This window comes from Mesorhizobium sp. M1A.F.Ca.ET.072.01.1.1, assembly GCF_004023325.1.
Taxonomy (GTDB): Bacteria; Pseudomonadota; Alphaproteobacteria; order Rhizobiales; family Rhizobiaceae; genus Mesorhizobium.
In genome coordinates, this window is sequence record NZ_RZSF01000051.1 from 13,880 (window position 1) to 28,910 (window position 15,031).

12 protein-coding genes, 1 tRNA gene and 1 pseudogene are annotated in these 15,031 nt (G+C 63.7%); 7 read left to right on the top strand and 7 right to left on the bottom strand.

Annotation, left to right across the window (positions count from 1 at the left end; translation table 11 throughout):
- Positions 1–82 precede the first annotated feature (82 nt).
- Positions 83–694 (top strand): pyridoxamine 5'-phosphate oxidase family protein, encoded by a 612-nt coding sequence (locus tag EOA32_RS10385; RefSeq protein WP_128371700.1) that lies wholly within the window; start codon positions 83–85, stop codon positions 692–694.
- A gap of 19 nt (positions 695–713) precedes the next feature.
- On the opposite strand, the gene EOA32_RS10390 is transcribed toward EOA32_RS10385, so the two are convergent.
- Entirely contained in the window at positions 714–1,166 is a 453-nt protein-coding gene (locus EOA32_RS10390; RefSeq protein WP_095777691.1) for a MarR family transcriptional regulator, read from the bottom strand.
- 47 nt (positions 1,167–1,213) lie between these two features.
- On the opposite strand from EOA32_RS10390, the gene EOA32_RS10395 reads away from it, so the two are divergent.
- On the top strand, positions 1,214–2,122 hold the full coding sequence (locus EOA32_RS10395; protein WP_128371701.1) for an alpha/beta hydrolase: 909 nt from the start codon (positions 1,214–1,216) through the stop codon (positions 2,120–2,122).
- Positions 2,123–2,175: 53 nt separating this feature from the next.
- Here EOA32_RS10395 and EOA32_RS10400 read toward each other — a convergent pair whose 3' ends face one another.
- Positions 2,176–2,577: a rhodanese-like domain-containing protein gene (locus tag EOA32_RS10400; protein ID WP_066989852.1), complete on the bottom strand. Its 402-nt coding sequence runs from the start codon at positions 2,575–2,577 to the stop codon at positions 2,176–2,178.
- A gap of 344 nt (positions 2,578–2,921) precedes the next feature.
- Between EOA32_RS10400 and EOA32_RS10405 the strand changes: the two genes are divergently transcribed.
- The gene (locus tag EOA32_RS10405) at positions 2,922–4,796 is read left to right on the top strand and encodes a murein L,D-transpeptidase (protein ID WP_128371702.1); all 1,875 of its coding nucleotides are present in this window, start codon (positions 2,922–2,924) and stop codon (positions 4,794–4,796) included.
- On the opposite strand, the gene EOA32_RS10410 is transcribed toward EOA32_RS10405, so the two are convergent.
- Both EOA32_RS10410 and EOA32_RS10415 read right to left on the bottom strand, forming a co-directional pair.
- Positions 4,788–5,228: a hypothetical protein gene (locus tag EOA32_RS10410; RefSeq protein ID WP_245499236.1), complete on the bottom strand. Its 441-nt coding sequence runs from the start codon at positions 5,226–5,228 to the stop codon at positions 4,788–4,790. The two genes, EOA32_RS10405 and EOA32_RS10410, sit on opposite strands and share 9 nt — an antisense overlap.
- Before the next feature lie 142 nt (positions 5,229–5,370).
- Positions 5,371–5,628 (bottom strand): PepSY domain-containing protein, encoded by a 258-nt coding sequence (locus EOA32_RS10415; protein ID WP_066989847.1) that lies wholly within the window; start codon positions 5,626–5,628, stop codon positions 5,371–5,373.
- 410 nt (positions 5,629–6,038) lie between these two features.
- On the opposite strand from EOA32_RS10415, the gene EOA32_RS10420 reads away from it, so the two are divergent.
- Both EOA32_RS10420 and EOA32_RS10425 read left to right on the top strand, forming a co-directional pair.
- A complete protein-coding gene (locus EOA32_RS10420; RefSeq protein ID WP_128371704.1) occupies positions 6,039–7,823 on the top strand; it encodes an adenylate/guanylate cyclase domain-containing protein in 1,785 nt (594 codons plus the stop codon).
- Positions 7,824–7,942: 119 nt separating this feature from the next.
- On the top strand, positions 7,943–12,217 hold the full coding sequence (locus EOA32_RS10425) for a cytochrome P450 (protein WP_128371705.1): 4,275 nt from the start codon (positions 7,943–7,945) through the stop codon (positions 12,215–12,217).
- A 16-nt stretch (positions 12,218–12,233) separates the two neighbouring features.
- Here the strand turns inward: EOA32_RS10425 and EOA32_RS10430 are convergent, their stop codons facing one another.
- Positions 12,234–12,920, bottom strand: a complete 687-nt coding sequence (locus EOA32_RS10430; RefSeq protein WP_066989939.1) for a Crp/Fnr family transcriptional regulator — start codon at positions 12,918–12,920, stop codon at positions 12,234–12,236.
- A 655-nt stretch (positions 12,921–13,575) separates the two neighbouring features.
- Between EOA32_RS10430 and EOA32_RS38490 the strand changes: the two genes are divergently transcribed.
- Entirely contained in the window at positions 13,576–13,746 is a 171-nt protein-coding gene (locus EOA32_RS38490) for a hypothetical protein (protein WP_164750822.1), read from the top strand.
- A gap of 85 nt (positions 13,747–13,831) precedes the next feature.
- Here the strand turns inward: EOA32_RS38490 and EOA32_RS10435 are convergent.
- Positions 13,832–13,906: transfer RNA gene (locus EOA32_RS10435), tRNA-Val, on the bottom strand.
- A gap of 126 nt (positions 13,907–14,032) precedes the next feature.
- A complete protein-coding gene (locus EOA32_RS10440; RefSeq protein ID WP_128371706.1) occupies positions 14,033–14,713 on the bottom strand; it encodes a phosphoglycolate phosphatase in 681 nt (226 codons plus the stop codon).
- Between the two features lie 153 nt (positions 14,714–14,866).
- Between EOA32_RS10440 and EOA32_RS10445 the strand changes: the two are divergent.
- Positions 14,867–15,031 (top strand): annotated as a pseudogene (locus EOA32_RS10445) (ribose 5-phosphate isomerase A); the annotation flags it as partial.

The window sequence follows — 15,031 nt, forward strand, 5'->3', positions numbered from 1 at the left end:
CCTGGCCCAAGACTTTCGACTGGGTGTCGTCAAAGCGTCATGGACATAAAGTAGCGCCGGCAAAAGGTCAGGAGGCGAAAAGATGTCGCTCATCACATCGGTCGAACAGCTCGAAGCCCTCTACGGGCTGCCTGGCGAGGCCTCGGTCGCCAAGGAGCTCGACCATGTGATCCCGCAGTATGCAGCCTTCATCGAAGCCTCGCCTTTCGTGGCGCTGGCGACCTGCGGGCCGGAGGGGCTGGACTGCTCGCCGCGCGGCGATCTCGCCGGCTTCGTGCGCCTCCTGGACGAAAAAACGCTGATGATGCCCGACAGGCGCGGCAATAACCGCGCCGATTCGCTGAAGAACATTATTCGCGATCCGCGCGTCGGGCTGCTCTTCCTTGTGCCGGGCTCCGGCACGACGCTGCGCGTCAACGGCCGCGCCCATATCACAGCCGATGCCGAGCTTTGCGCGTCCTTCATGGTCGATGGCAAGCCGGCACGGTCGGTCACCGTCGTCGCCGTCGCCGCGGTCTATTTCCAGTGCGCACGCGCCATCGTGCGCTCGGAGCTCTGGAACCCGGCAAAGCATGTCGACCCGAAGTCGCTGCCGACGCCCGGCCAGATCCTCGAGATCACCAGCCGCAGAAATATCAATGGCGCCGCATATGACAAGGAATGGCCGGAGCGGGCAAAGCAGACCATGTGGTAGCGGCCTCGAGAGCGCCCGGTCAGGCCTCCTTCAGGACATCGGCGATCTTGCGCATCTGCTCGCCGATCATGTCGCACTGCTCCGCTGTCGACTGGCTCATCGCCTTCTCGATGAGCGCCATATGCACTTTCAGCGCCCGCATCAGCAGGGCCTCGCCGGCTTCGGTGAGGTTCAACCGCAGCACGCGCTTATCCTTTTCGTCGCCTTCGCGCCGCAACAGGCCGCGGGCTTCCAGTTGCGGCAACAGCATCGTGATGTTTGAGCGGCCGACCAAGAGCTTGCGGGCAAGGTCGTGCTGCGACATCCCGGGATGACGGTAGAGGTTCATCAGCACGTCGAGCTGCGCCGGTTTGAGGTCGAGCGGCGCCAGCTTCACCGCCAGCGTGCGCTCCAGCACATGGCAGGCGCGCGCCACCGCAACCCAGTTGCGAAAGCGCGGATTGTCCCAGGGCAGCTCTTGCTTAATGTTCATGTTTGAACTATTATGTTCATGCTTGAACGAATGGTTGGACCGACACTATGGCATCATTTGGATTGAAGGTCATCCGAGGCGTCTTCGGCGCGGCCGAGCATGTCGCGCCGCGTCTCAGTGGCCGCGCCGCGTTCGAATTGTTCTGTCGCACGCCAAACGTCAAGGCCTTGAGCGATGGCGAGCGCCGCGCGGTCGAGCGCGCTGCAGGCTTCATGGCCGAGGCGCGCCATCACCGGCTGAAGACGAAGGCGGATTGCGTTGCGGTGCATGAGTTCCGGCCGGGGCCGGGCAGGGGCTCCCGCGGCACCGTGCTCGTCATCCATGGCTGGCGCTCGCGCACCGAATACATGCGAACTCTGATCGATGGGTTTCGCGACGCCGGCTACAAGGTGGTCTCGCTTGACCTGCCGGGCCACGGCCATTCGCTCGGGCGACATCTCAATATGGTGACCGCGGTCGACGCCGTGCGAGTCGCAGGCGAATGGTTCGGCCCGTTTGCCGCCGCTGTCGGCCATTCCTTCGGCGGCGCTGTCGCGGCCAATGCGGTTGCCGCTTCAGTGAAAGGCATGCCGCCGCTTGCGGCCGAGAAACTGGTTCTGATCGCGGCGCCGAGCTCGCTGCCGGCCATCTTCGACGATTTCAGCCACCGGCTCAATGTCGGGCCGCGCTCCCGGGTCGCCATGGCGGATCGGGTGAAGCATTTGTCAGGACGGCCGCTCAGCGATTTCACGGGCGACCGCCAGCTCGCCGAGGCTCCGGTGCCGACGCTGATCATTCATGCGCCTGACGACCGCGAAGTCCATGCCGATCACGCAAAACGGTATGCGGGAGCCGGCGATCATGTGAGCCTGCATTGGGCCGAAGGGCTTGGCCACCGCCGCATCCTTGCCGATAAGGTTGTGGTCGCGCGCGCCGTGCGCTTCGTCGCCGAGGAACGCCAACCGGCGCTGCATTGAGAATTAACGCGGGAGGGGCCTGCTGCCGTCTTCCGTCCGGAGTTGCGAATGGCTCAGTCGGCCTTCTTCTTCTGCCCTGGCTCGACCGGCAGGCCGGCAGCCTTCCAGGCTGTGTAGCCGCCAAGGATGTGTTTGACCGGCGCGAGACCCATGTCCTGCGCCGTCTTGGTCGCCAGCGCCGAACGCCAGCCGCCGGCGCAGAAGAAGACGAAGGTCTTGCCGGAGGCGAAGAACGGCTTGTGATAAGGGCTTTCGGGGTCGATCCAGAATTCGAGCATACCGCGCGTTACATGCTTGGCGCCGGGAATTTTGCCGTCGCGCTCGACCTCGCGGGGGTCGCGCAAATCGACGAAGATGGTGCCGTCATCCTCCAGCAGCCCGGCCGCTTCCTCAGGCGAAACCACCTCGATCTCGGCATTCGCCTCGTCAAGAAGTTCGCGATATCCCTTCTTCACTGCGCATCCTCCAGGCCATGGCTCGCGCCCGCCGGAATTTCGATCACAAAGACCGCTGTTTGTCACGGGCCGATGTTTGTCAGGCAGGAAGGCCGGTCATGGTGGCCCAGGCCGCATGGCGCCAACGCCTGATTGTTACCGAGGCCTCTGAAACCGGGAGCCGCCCTGCCGCATTGTGTCTCACACGGATGTGAAACTGTTCTGCAACACGGTCGCGAAAATTTATGGAAGCTTAACGGAATCAGTATGAATCGGTACAGTCGCGCATTACATCCGCCATGCGGAGGGCGGGACCGTCTAGCGGCGCGGAACGGGAAACCGGTTTCAACCGGTGCGGGTGAAGCATGAAAATCCTCGGGAACAAAAAGGCCGCCATGCCGATCGCGATCGCGGCGGCACTTGCCTTCGGCCAGCAGCCGGCGAGCGCGCAGGGGCTGTTCGACATGCTGTTCGGCGGCGGCATCCGGCACAATTCCCAAGGAGAATTTCCGCCGCCGCCAAAGCCGCGCAAGGTGCAGCCTGGCACAGGCGGTAGCGTCAGGATCAGCAGCCCGACCTACAATACCTACAGGGCCGACAAGCTTGTGCGCGTCGACTTCAAGTCGCTGCTGCCCGCCCCGCCGCCCGCGACCGCGCAAGATGCTGCCTTTGTGCCCTCCGTGAGCGGAAGCGCGTTCCGCGATGCGCTGGCAAGCCTGAGCGATTATGAACTCTTTGCCGAGCCCGATATCGCCAAGGCGCTCATCGCCTACTATTCGGCCAATCCGGATTTCATCTGGGTGACAGGGGATGCACCCAACAGCAGGGCGCAGGATGCCGTGCGGGTGCTTGGCGAAGCGGCGAGCTACGGCCTGACGCCTGCCGATTACTCCGTCGATGTTCCGGCGGCGGCCACGAATGCCGCCTTGCCCGAAGCGCGGACCAAGGAACTGGTTCGCTTCGAGATGGCGCTATCGGCGCGCGTGCTGCGCTACGCCCATGACGCCCAGAGCGGCAGAGTCGATCCGAACCGCATGACCGGCTATTACGATTTTCCGGCCAAGCCGCTCGATCTCGAAGGCGTGCTGAAGACGCTGGCGCACACGCAAGAGGTGCGCACCTATCTCGAATCGCGGCACCCGCAGAACCCTGAATATCAGGCGCTGCGCGTCGAGTTGGAGTCGCTCCGGGCAAGCGAGGAGAACGAGATCGTCGTCGATCCGAAGCTGCTCCTGAAGCCCGGTGAAAGCAGCCCGGAACTGCCCAAGCTTTTGACTTTGATCGCGCGCAACCTCGATGACGAGATGGGCGGTGACTTCGGCGAGACCCTCGCCCGGCTCGGCAAGAGCGAGCTTTACGATCCTGACCTGGTGCCGGTGATCAAGGCGGTGCAGAAGCGGGCCGGCATGAAGGGCGACGGCGTCATCGGCCCGCGCACCGTCGCCTCGCTCGCCGGAACGTCCAAGGCCGACAAGGTCGAGAAGGTCATGGCGGCGCTTGAAGAGCTGCGCTGGCTCCCCTCCGATCTTGGCAGCCCGCGCGTCTTCATCAACCAGCCGGCCTTCACCGCAAGCTACATCGACAATGGCGAGGAGAAGCTGAAGACCCGCGTGGTCATCGGCAAGGTCACCAACCAGACCGCATTTTTCTACAACCAGATCAAGCAGGTCGACTTCCACCCCTATTGGGGCGTGCCGCAGTCGATCATCGTCAACGAGATGCTGCCGAGGCTGCGCAGCGATCCGGGCTATCTGGACCGTGCCGGCTATGAGGTGACGGATTCCAGCGGCAGGCGAGTTCCCTCTGCGGCGGTGGACTGGGGCGCCTACGGTGCCAAAATCCCGTTCAGCGTGCGCCAGCAGCCGAGCGAGGCCAATGCGCTTGGCGAGTTGAAGATCCTCTTCCCCAACAAGCACGCCATCTACATGCACGACACGCCGCAGAAGTCGTTCTTCGGGCGCGACATGCGCGCGCTGAGCCATGGCTGCATCCGCCTGCAGGATCCGCGCGGCATGGCGGCCGCTGTGCTCGGCACGTCGGTCGACGACATCGCCGAGAAGCTGAAGCACGGTCATTCGACCGAGAATGTCACGCGCGTCATCCCGGTCTATGTCGCCTATTTCACCGCTTGGCCGGACATGTCCGGCAAGGTCGAATATTTCGACGACGTCTACGATCGCGATTCGAAGCTGATGCAGGCGCTGGATGCGACCGAAGCGGTGCGCGCACCGTCAACCTAAGCGCTCGATGAGCGGGCGCCTGAAACCGGCGTCACGTCCGGCAATGAGCCAATAAACGAAACCGGCCACCAGCCCGGCCGCGACGATGATGCCAAGGTCGGCCCAGCGTTCCGGATCGTGCGGCGCGTCCCGAGAGAGCAGCATGAAACCGGCGGTCGCAACCACGCCGCCGGACAGCATATGCAGCCAGAAGCTCCGCAACGAGAAGACCTCGGCAATAAGCGCAAAGATCAGAGTCGGCATGCCGGTCGCCACAATCGTCAGGAAATAGACGAACATGCCAAGCGGCGGCACGACCAGCACGGCGACGGGCGTGAACTGCATCAGCTCGAAATAGCTTGGGGCGTTGGGCAGCGAGCTCAACGCTGCATAGATCGGGACCAACGCGACCAGTCCGACGAGCACCGCGACCAGATAGCCGGCGAGCACCATCAGGATGCGCTTTAGAACGTAGCCAACCATTGCCATGCACCCCCGTGCCCGCAATCATGGCGCGCAGTCAGCCATCAAACGTGCATCGACGCAAGTCTCGGATAGGGAGGCGCGGCCCAGCTGCGGGCGGCCGTATCAGGCGTTACTTCGGTTCGCCGGTGACCGGATCGTAGGTGATTTCGACCTTGGCCTTGTCGGTCGTGTAATAGGTGACGGTATAGCCGTCGCTGCTCCAGCCGACCTCCTTGATATACTGGAAGTCGCTCCGCTTCTCGACCTTGGTCAGGATTTCCGAGAGCTTCTTGGCATTTTGCGGCGGCAGCGCTTGCGCTTCGGCCGCGAAAGCCGACCCGCCGACAAGGAAAAACGCGATACCGCTTGCCAAAAGAACACCGCGCATGACTGCCCTCAATCTCTCGTGGTGGCATGAACGCGCTGACAACTCGAATCCTGGCCCGTTGGTTCCGCCAACGGCGGGCAACGCCTTGCTCCACAGTTGGTCCGTCACGCCCGGCGCGACCTCTATGCGCGAAAGCTTAAATAAGTAAAACGGCGCGAATCCAACAAGTAAGGAGGCTTCTGCAACATCGGACTTCAGGTAACGAACGACTAACCATGGCTTGCGCCGAAACCGCCTTCCATTAGCTGTTCGTGGTAGAGCTTTTGGCCAGACCCTGTTAGAGTCCCGGACCAACAGGGTGGCAACGGCGCGCCGAGCCTGCCGGGGATCTTCCATCGGCAAACGGCGAAGTGTTTTTGGGAGCGGAAGTCGCCTGTTCTGGACCGAAAACAGGGACCGGGGGCTCAACCATGGCTGAACGGAACTATACCCGTCAGCTTGCGACAATCATTTCTATCGACGCCGTTGGTTTTTCGCGGCTGATGGGCATCGACGACGAGCGCGCCGTCGCGGCCTTCGAGGAAAGGCGCGATATCATCACGGACAGCTGCGGCGCCTTTGGCGGCCGCACGTTTGGTGTTGCCGGCGACAGCATCATGGCCGAATTCGGCAATCCAATCGAAGCCTTGCGCGCGGCGTTCGATTTCCAGGACCGGATCATGGCACTCAATGCCTCGGCCGCGGATGAGATGCGCATGCCGTTCCGGGCCGGGATCAACACCGGAGGCGTCATCGTCCGCGAGGGCCGCCTCTATGGCGACGACGTCAACATTGCCGCGCGCCTCCAGGAATTCGCTCCGCATGACGGTCTAGCTATCTCAGAGACGACCTGGCACCACGTAAAGGACAAGACGGCGGCGGTTTTCACCGATCTTGGTGAGTTCATGCTCAAGAACATCGCCCTGCCTGTACGTGTGCTGATCGCCGGACGCGGCGGCAACGGCGCGGCCATGGCTGCGCCGCTGGCCGCCATCCCTACCGCTCCCGTCCATGACAGACTCGCATCGAAGGGCCCGCCGGCAATCGCGGTGCTGCCGTTTCACGGCAGCAACGGAGGCGAGCCTGACGTCGGCTACATGGCCGACGGCATTGCGGAAGACATCATCTACGGCCTGTCCAACACCCGCTGGCTCTCGGTGATCGCGAAGGGCTCCAGCTTCCAGTTTCGCGACGACCAGCTCGGAACCAGGCTCATCGGCAATGCGCTTGGCGCGCGCTACATCGTCGGCGGCACGCTGGCGCGCCACAGCGGCCAGATACGCCTCAACGCCTCGCTGACCGACACGTCGAACGGGCGCCTGGTCTGGTCGCAGCGCTTCGACCGCGACCTCATCGACATCTTCAGCCTGCGCGACCAGATCGGCAGCGAGATCGTTTCGATCCTCGACAAGGAGGTCGACCGAGCCGAGCAGGTGCGCACCTTCCAGGTGCCGTGGGAAAGCCTCGAGACCTGGCAGCTGGTGCGGCGGGGCCGCTGGCACATGAACAGGCGCACGCGCAAAGACACCGAGATCGCGCTCGAATTCTTCGAGAAGGCTTACCAGGAAGATCCGAATTCCAGCGCCGTGCTGAACGAGCTGGCATGGTGGTATTTCTGGCGGGCATGGCTGCGCTTCGGCGACAGCGACGACCTGGCCAAGGTCGAAGAATTTGCGCGCAAGTCGCTGTTGATGGACAGCCTCGACGCGCGGCCGCACGCCTATCTCGGGGCGGCCGACATCATGCGCGGCCAGCCGGCATCGGCGGCGGAGCATCTGGCCGAGGCGATCCACATCAATCCGAGCTTTGCCTTCGCCCGCTCGGCAATGGGCAGCGCGCGGCTGCTGCTTGGCGATGCCGCCGGCGCGATCCCGTTCTTCCTGGATACCGAGCGGCTGAGCCCGTTCGACCTCTACCGCTTTCACAATCTGGGCGAGCTGGCTGCCGCATACTGTTTGGTCGAGGACTGGCCGGCGGCAATTGCGGTTGCCGATCGCTCGCTCAACCTTTCGCCGGGCTATTTCTACGCCAGGTTCCTCAAAATCGGCGCCTTGATGCGGAGCGGCCGTCTTGAGGAGGCCGAACGCGAACGCGCCATTCTGGCAACCAGGCATCCCGATTTTTCCGAGCAGCGGATTCGCTGGATACCGTTCGTCGATCCTGCGAAGAACAACTTCCTGATCGCGAATTTCGGCCAGGCCAAGTCCATCGCATGATTGCTGGAACCGAACACCGATGATTGTGAAAAAAATCACATACGCCGGACCGAACCAAACCTAGGCCAGACAATAGCCGGCATCGCAGTGACGTGGACAGCCGGGGGGCTCGAACGCGCATGATCAAGTTGAAGTATTTCGCTGCTGTCCGCGCTGCCCAGAAGAGCCAGCGCCCTGTCGCCGAAATGCCGCCCTTCGATATCGACCGGCTCCGCGCCAAGGGGCTTGCGTCCCGTATCGCCGGCTTCCTTTTCAACGACCCGCGCTGGCTGCTGGCGCTGCTGCGCCGCTTCTGGCCGAACCTGGCCTTCGGCAATTTCCTGCTTGTCACCAAAGGCGTCGATGTGCGCGACATTTTGGAGCGCGGCGACGAGTTCGAGACACCGTACGGGCCGGAAATGGCAGAACTGGCCAGGGGATCGAACTTCATCCTCGGCATGCAGGACGGGGCCGCCTACCGGCAAATGAAATCGGCCGTGCTGAGCGCCTTTCCGCCGGCGGAAGTCGAAGCCGCCGTCAGGCCGATCGCCGAGCGTCATTCGCGCGACATCATGACCCGGGCCAGCCCCGGCTTCGACGCCATCGGCGGGCTGATGAAGATCGTTCCGGTACGCATCTGTCGCGACTATTTCGGCCTCGAGATCGACGATGAAACCGAATTCGCCGACTGGTCGATCGCGCTCAGCGCGCTGTTCTTTTCCGATCCGACAGCGAGCCCAACGACACGTCAGCTCGCGATCGTCGGCGGCGATCGTCTGATCAAGGTCATCGACCGCTCGATTGCCGCGATCAGGGAAAGGGGAGGGAAGGACGAACGGCCGCTGGCGCGCCTCGTCGCGCTCATGGATCAAGGGCGCCTATCGCAGCCCGATATCCATTCGATCATGCTCGGTATGATTGCCGGCTTCGTTCCGACCAATGTGCTTGCCGGCGGCAATTGCCTGGACGTCATCCTGTCGCGGTCAGATGCAAGGCAGGCTGTCGACGCAGCCATTGCAGCGGGCGATACCGGCAAACTCGATAGGGCGATCCTGGAAGCCATGCGCTTCAAGCCGATCTGGGTCGGCCCGTGGCGCTACACCGCCCGTGACGCGGTCATCGGCCAGGGCACCCGGCGAGAGCGCCTTGTGAAGGCCGGAACGGTCGTCATGCCGGCGACCTTTTCCGCCATGTTCGATCCCGAAATCGTGCAAAGGCCAAACGAATTCGACACCTCGCGGCCTCATCGCGATTACATGGTGTTCGGCCACGGCATTCATCTATGCATCGGGGCCGAGATCGCCCGCATTCAGATCGGTGAATGCGTTCGCGCCCTGTTCAGCAAGCCCAAGCTCCGCCGCGCGCGTGGCAGAGCCGGCAAGATGGTCAATGTCGGCGCCTATCCGGCCAGCCTCAAGGTCGATTTCGAGCGCTCGCCGCTTTGCCGCACGGTCGACCAGTCGATGGTCACAGTGGTTTGCCCGATCAGGCGTGCAGTGCCGCTGGATGCCGTGCGCGACAAGGTCGGCGCACTTGGCAACCCGGCGATCGACGAGGTGGGCGATGCGCTCGACAATGTCGGCACGGTCCACTTCGCCAGCCTGGCTGTCGCCGCCACCGGCAGGGACGAGAAATCGGACCTCGAGACGGGCGCGCTCGTACTCGAAATCTCCGGCGACGGCAGCACCGACGATGTCATCGGTGCCATCACGCAGGCCATAGGCCACCGGCTGCGGCCGATCTTCAGGGCCGTATGCGGTCTGCCCGACGACGCTTCGCTGCAGGACTTCCTGAAGAAGCATCACATCGAGATCTCGCCGTCCTTCGGCAGCACGGCAGGGCTGGTTTTTTCCGGAACGCCTGGCCATTCGGTGCGCCGCATCCTGGCCGAGGCAGAGCTCGCCGACAGCGTGCGCGAGATCGTCGAAAAGCCGCGCGCGGGTACTGGCAACGCCCCTGCTGTGCTCACCGAGGTGCGCCGGCATGCCCAGTCGCTAGGACAGTTCGGCTGGGCCTTCGAGCCGGCTGAGAGCCTGCTGGAGCGGCCTCCGGGCCGCTGGTGGCGAGCCTTGACGACGACGCTGCTTGCGCCGGCTGTGCTCGCCACCGTCGCGATCGTCATACTTGCCTGCTGGCGCATGACCTATGTGCTCGTGTTCGGCAATCCGCACGGTGTCACCTTCACCAACGTCGCAATTGCCGGCACCGCGCTTCTGCTGGCGGTGCTGGGGCTGCTCGCGATAGCCCTGCTGTTCATCGGCTTGTGCTTCCTTAGCCTGCGGCGCCTCGAGGACAAGGACCGGCCGCAGAACACGCCGGTCGATCTCGGCGCGCTGGACAGAATCCTCGCCAATGAGGACCACTGCGCGCAAAACCATCTCACCGCGATATCGACGATGAAGGCCGGCACCTTGCGGCGACTGGCGCTGAGGCTTTCCTTCTACCTAATCTCGATATCGGCGCAGAAAGTGTTCAAGCCGGGGTTCCTCGCCACCATAAACACCATTCACTTCGCCCGCTGGGTGCTGCTGCCGGGCACCGACAAGCTGATGTTCTTCTCCAACTATGGCGGCAGCTGGGAAAGCTATCTCGAGGACTTCATCGCCAAGGCCTCAGAGGGCCTGACCGGCGTATGGAGCAACACGGAAGGCTACCCGCGCACGCGTTGGCTCTTCCTCGACGGCGCGCGCGACGGGGACCGCTTCAAGCGCTGGGCGCGGCGTCAGCAGGTGCCGACGCTGTTCTGGTACTCTGCCTATCCGCATCTCAACACCGCGCGCATCCGTATCAACTCGAAGATCCGGCGCGGCATTGCTTCCGCCACCGGCAGCGAGGCCCGCAACTGGGTGAGCCTGTTCGGCTCGCTGCAGCGGCCGCAGGCAAGGCCGGCTGCAACCGTCGGCCGTGAACCGGCGCCTTCGCCCGTGGAAGAACTGGAAGCCGGCGAGATCCAATCCATTTTCTTCGGCCCGTTCGGCGCGCTTGGCCACGCGCATATGCTGGCGATCCGGGTGCCGGAAGAACTGCCGCCCATGCAACGCAGAGCGTGGCTGGACTTCGTCATCGACAAGACCAGTTTCGGCGACGGCGTGCCGGCCGGACGCGCCATGACGGTGGCCTTCGGTCCCGACGGTTTGCGCCGTCTTGGGCTGAAGGGCGGCGTCGACGACGATCCGCTGGACACATTCCCAGCTGCCTTTCGCCACGGCATGGGCAATCCAGAGCGCAGCCGCATCCTCGACGACACCGGCCCCGATGCGCCTGACAAATGGCAGTGGGGTTCGGCCACGGCGCCGGTCGACGCAGTCGTCATCTGCTACGCCGCGGAGCCGGCGGTACTGAAGGGGGAGGTTGCGGCCGCGAAGCGAAAGACGACAGGCGCGGGGATGAAGATCGTTGCCGAATTGCCGCTTGTCGTGAACCGCGAGCCAAAGAAGGACGGTGGGACAACGCAACATGCCGGCAACGACGGCAAGCCGGAGCGCGCCCGCGCCTACGAGCATTTCGGCTTTGCCGACGGCGTCTCGCAGCCGATCGTCAGGGGTACGTCGCGCGCCAACAAGGGTGCCGCGCCGATGCACCTGGTCGCGCCGGGCGAGTTCCTGTTCGGCTATCGCGACGAGCATGGGTTCTACCCAGCCTCGCCCTCCGTGCGGGCAGCGCAGGATCGAACCGGCATCCTGTCCCAAGTGCGGCGCAACCGGCAGATCCCCGGTCAGCCTCCGCCGCCGCGCGATTTCGGCCGCAACGGCTCGTTCCTGGTCGTTCGCCAGTTCGAGCAGCATGTCGAGTTGTTCGATGACTACTGCAAGCACGCCGCCGCGCGGGCCGCGCGCGAGACCGGCGACAACGCGATCACGCCGCGCTGGGTCGCGGCCAAGATGCTCGGCCGCTGGCAGGACGGCAGTTCGCTGGTGCGCAACCCCGATGGCCGTCCGGGTCGTGGCGTCGACAACGACTTCGCGTTCGGCGCCGAGGACCCGCAGGGGCATCGCTGTCCGATCGGCTCCCATATACGCCGTTCCAATCCGCGCGACTCGCTTGGCGAGGATCGTGAGACGCAGATCAGGATCGGCAAGCGCCACCGCATCCTGCGCGTCGGCCGCACCTATGAGAAGAAGGACCGCAGCGGGAAGATCGAGAAGGGGCTTCTCTTCATGTGCCTCAACGCCGACATCGAACGCCAATACGAGTTCATTCAGCAGACCTGGGTCTCGTCGAGCTCGTTCCAGGGCCTTGTCGGCGAAAAGGATCCGACGATCGGCGCGCGCGACGGCGGCGGCCGGTTCTCGATTCCGTCCTGGGAAAAGGTGACGGTGCTCAGGGACATGCCGCAATTCGTCACCACGAAAGGCGGCGGCTACTTCTTCATGCCGAGCCGGTCCGCGCTGCGCTACCTGATTTCGCGGCTCTGATTCGGGTCACAATCGTTCAGTCGTCGTCCTGCGAATCGGCGATGTGGTTCAGCGCGGCGGCATTGGTGATGCGCAGCCCGCCGCGTTTGATGTCGATCATGTGCCGGTTGCGCCAGTCGTTGAGCGTCTTGTTGACTGACTCGCGCGTCGCGCCGAGGAATTCGCCGAGTTCCGATTGCGAAATCGGGATCCAGCCGGCGGGGTCGGCCATGACGCCGCTGAGGAACACCAGCCGTTTCGCCAGCCGGGCCTCGATGCCGAAGAAGGCCTGGTCGCCGAGTTCGCCGCTGACCCAGCGCAGCCGCGTGCACAACAGCTCGATCATGGCGCGCGCCAGCGGTGGATTTTTTTCAATGCGATCAAAGAGTTGCGCGCGACTGAGGGAAACCAGCTCACATGCGGTGAGGCAGATGGCGGTTGCCGTGCGCGGGCGTCCGTCGAGCGCGCCGATCTCGCCGATCAGGCTGCGCGACAGCTCGATATTGGCCACCAGCTTCTGCCCGCCCGGTGAATAGAGCGAAATCTCGACCGTGCCGCTCATCACGCCGTAGATGCGGTCGGATGCGTCCTCCTGGACGAACAGGTGCTGACCGGCGGCATAACGTTCGACCTTGCAGCCGCCGAACAGCAAATCGAACTGGCGCGGATCGATCCGCGCCAGACGCGGCAGGGTGCTCCTGTCGTCTGCGCTGGCTGTGGACATGATGCGGTTCCGCCTCTCGTTGAGCGGAAATTGTATGACAAGTGCATGCTCGATCAAGGCCTGTCTCCTTTCGTGCGATTGCGGCAACACACGACGGCCTTTGGAGATCGGGCGCCAGACGTGCGCTGCCGGCATCAAATTGGCCGGCAACTGTCCCTTGCATCGGGAACCGGAGCGCGCTGGCGGACGCGAACCGAACTACGAAACGCCGTTCGCGCGCGTGGCGGGAGGCGACGGACGCGCGCGAACAGCAAATCTGAAAATGGCTAGGTGATCGAAACTCCCTGCCGAGCTTTCAGGTCCGGAGGCCGTTGGAGCCCATGCATTGAAGCAGAAGCCAATGCCCCCGGTGCGATATCTGTGCGCGACGCCTCCGCGGCGTATGTGAAGGCGATCACAGAAGCGTCGCCATTGTCCAGCAGCGGCTTGCCGCCGCCCCGCATGGACCAGGCCGACGACCCCGACCGACGAACTCAGCGCCTTCGAACGCAATGTCGGCGACAAGGGCAGCGGCCCGGTTGTCGGCACCCGCCGCAGCAGGCACCACATTGCGGCAGTGCTTCAAAGGCAATTGCGGAAAATCGAAAACCGATCTATGGAGCACGCGGCTGATTGAGGGCAGCTATCCATCCTATTTGCATAGGTTCGCTGCCCCATGCCCGATAACTTCTCGCGTGTAATCGCATTTCTTGCCGTGGTTATGGCCCTGCTGTTTGCCGGGCTGCATTTCCAACAGGGCAACATCATAGCCACGCTCTACTTCATGACCGGCGCCATTCTGGTGACGGGAGTAACGCATTTGAATGTGCGCCGAGGCCTGATCTAAGCGGCCTCCCGGACGCGAGCTGCCCCGCTGCACGAAATTGAAGAGGTTCATCGCGGCCGGATCATCCAACTTTCGGGAAGTTGGATGGTGGGCGATGCAGGGATTGAACCTGCGACCCCACCCGTGTGAAGGGTGTGCTCTCCCGCTGAGCTAATCGCCCGCTCGTTGCCCGAAGGCCGAAGCGAGCCGCGATATAAGGGAGGCGGGTGCGCGAAGTCAAGGCAATGTGCCGACGTTATCCTGCGGACCGATTTCGGGTTCCTGCCGGCTCGATCTGGGCAGGCGCTCAGCGCGCCGCCGCGATCAGACGCTGGGCCAATTCCGGCGTCAGCGTGTCGAAATGCGAGATCACCAGCGTCGGTTCGAACTCGCGCACATGACGATCCGTATAGCCGAAATCGACCGCCACCACCGGAATACCGGCCGCCTTCGCGGTGTCGATGTCGGTCTGCGAATCGCCGACCATCAGGGCGTTGTGCGGATCCCCGCCAGCCAGTTTGATGGTTTCGGTCAGATGGCGCGGGTCGGGTTTGCGGAAGGCAAAAGTGTCCTGGCCGCAGATCGCGGCAAAGTATTTGTCGAGACCGAGCGCGCCGATCAGCGTCGCGGAATTCGCTTCATACTTGTTGGTGCAAACCGCCATCAGATAACCGGCGGTCTGGAAGTGGTCGAGAGCCGCGATCACGCCGGGATAGGGGCGGGACTTGCCTGGAATGTTGATCGTGTAGTGGTCCAGGAAAAGCTTCAGCAGCCGGTCGTGCTCTTCCGCCATCAATGCCTTGTTTTGCGCCGCATGCGCGCGTTCGATCATCACGCGGCCGCCATGGCCGACGTAGCGCTTGAAGCCGGCTTGGTCGACCGCGGCAAGCTCCGCGGCCGCCAGGCTGTGGTTGAGGCTGTCGAGCAGATCCGGCGCAGTGTCGATGAGCGTCCCGTCGAGGTCGAACACGATGATCGGTCGGGTCATGGCCAGTCCTGAATAATTGAGGTTCCGCAGCCGATACAAGCTGGGCGGTGGTCAAGCAAGCCGCCTCCATCGGTCCACAGGCAGAGCCTTTGACGGGACAGGCAAAAATGCTAGGAGGCGCGCCAAACCATGGAAATCGGGGACAGGAGCGGCATGGACGCAAGGCAGTTGAAGGTCGAGGCCGCGCGTGCGGCGCTCGCCCATGTCAGCAGCGGCATGCGGCTCGGCATCGGCACGGGCACGACCGCCGACGAGTTCGTCCGGCTGCTCGCCGAAAAGGTCGCGACCGGCCTCAGCGTCATCGGCGTGCCCACATCC

Excerpts from the sequence above, each read along its gene's own strand:
- EOA32_RS10385 (WP_128371700.1), top strand. The coding sequence starts at position 83 with ATGTCGCTCATCACATCGGTCGAACAGCTCGAAGCCCTCTACGGGCTG.
- EOA32_RS10390 (WP_095777691.1), bottom strand. The coding sequence starts at position 1,166 with ATGAACATTAAGCAAGAGCTGCCCTGGGACAATCCGCGCTTTCGCAAC.
- EOA32_RS10395 (WP_128371701.1), top strand. The coding sequence starts at position 1,214 with ATGGCATCATTTGGATTGAAGGTCATCCGAGGCGTCTTCGGCGCGGCC.
- EOA32_RS10405 (WP_128371702.1), top strand. The coding sequence starts at position 2,922 with ATGAAAATCCTCGGGAACAAAAAGGCCGCCATGCCGATCGCGATCGCG.
- EOA32_RS10410 (WP_245499236.1), bottom strand. The coding sequence starts at position 5,228 with ATGGTGCTCGCCGGCTATCTGGTCGCGGTGCTCGTCGGACTGGTCGCG.
- EOA32_RS10415 (WP_066989847.1), bottom strand. The coding sequence starts at position 5,628 with ATGCGCGGTGTTCTTTTGGCAAGCGGTATCGCGTTTTTCCTTGTCGGC.
- EOA32_RS10420 (WP_128371704.1), top strand. The coding sequence starts at position 6,039 with ATGGCTGAACGGAACTATACCCGTCAGCTTGCGACAATCATTTCTATC.
- EOA32_RS10425 (WP_128371705.1), top strand. The coding sequence starts at position 7,943 with ATGATCAAGTTGAAGTATTTCGCTGCTGTCCGCGCTGCCCAGAAGAGC.
- EOA32_RS10430 (WP_066989939.1), bottom strand. The coding sequence starts at position 12,920 with ATGTCCACAGCCAGCGCAGACGACAGGAGCACCCTGCCGCGTCTGGCG.
- EOA32_RS38490 (WP_164750822.1), top strand. The coding sequence starts at position 13,576 with ATGCCCGATAACTTCTCGCGTGTAATCGCATTTCTTGCCGTGGTTATG.
- EOA32_RS10440 (WP_128371706.1), bottom strand. The coding sequence starts at position 14,713 with ATGACCCGACCGATCATCGTGTTCGACCTCGACGGGACGCTCATCGAC.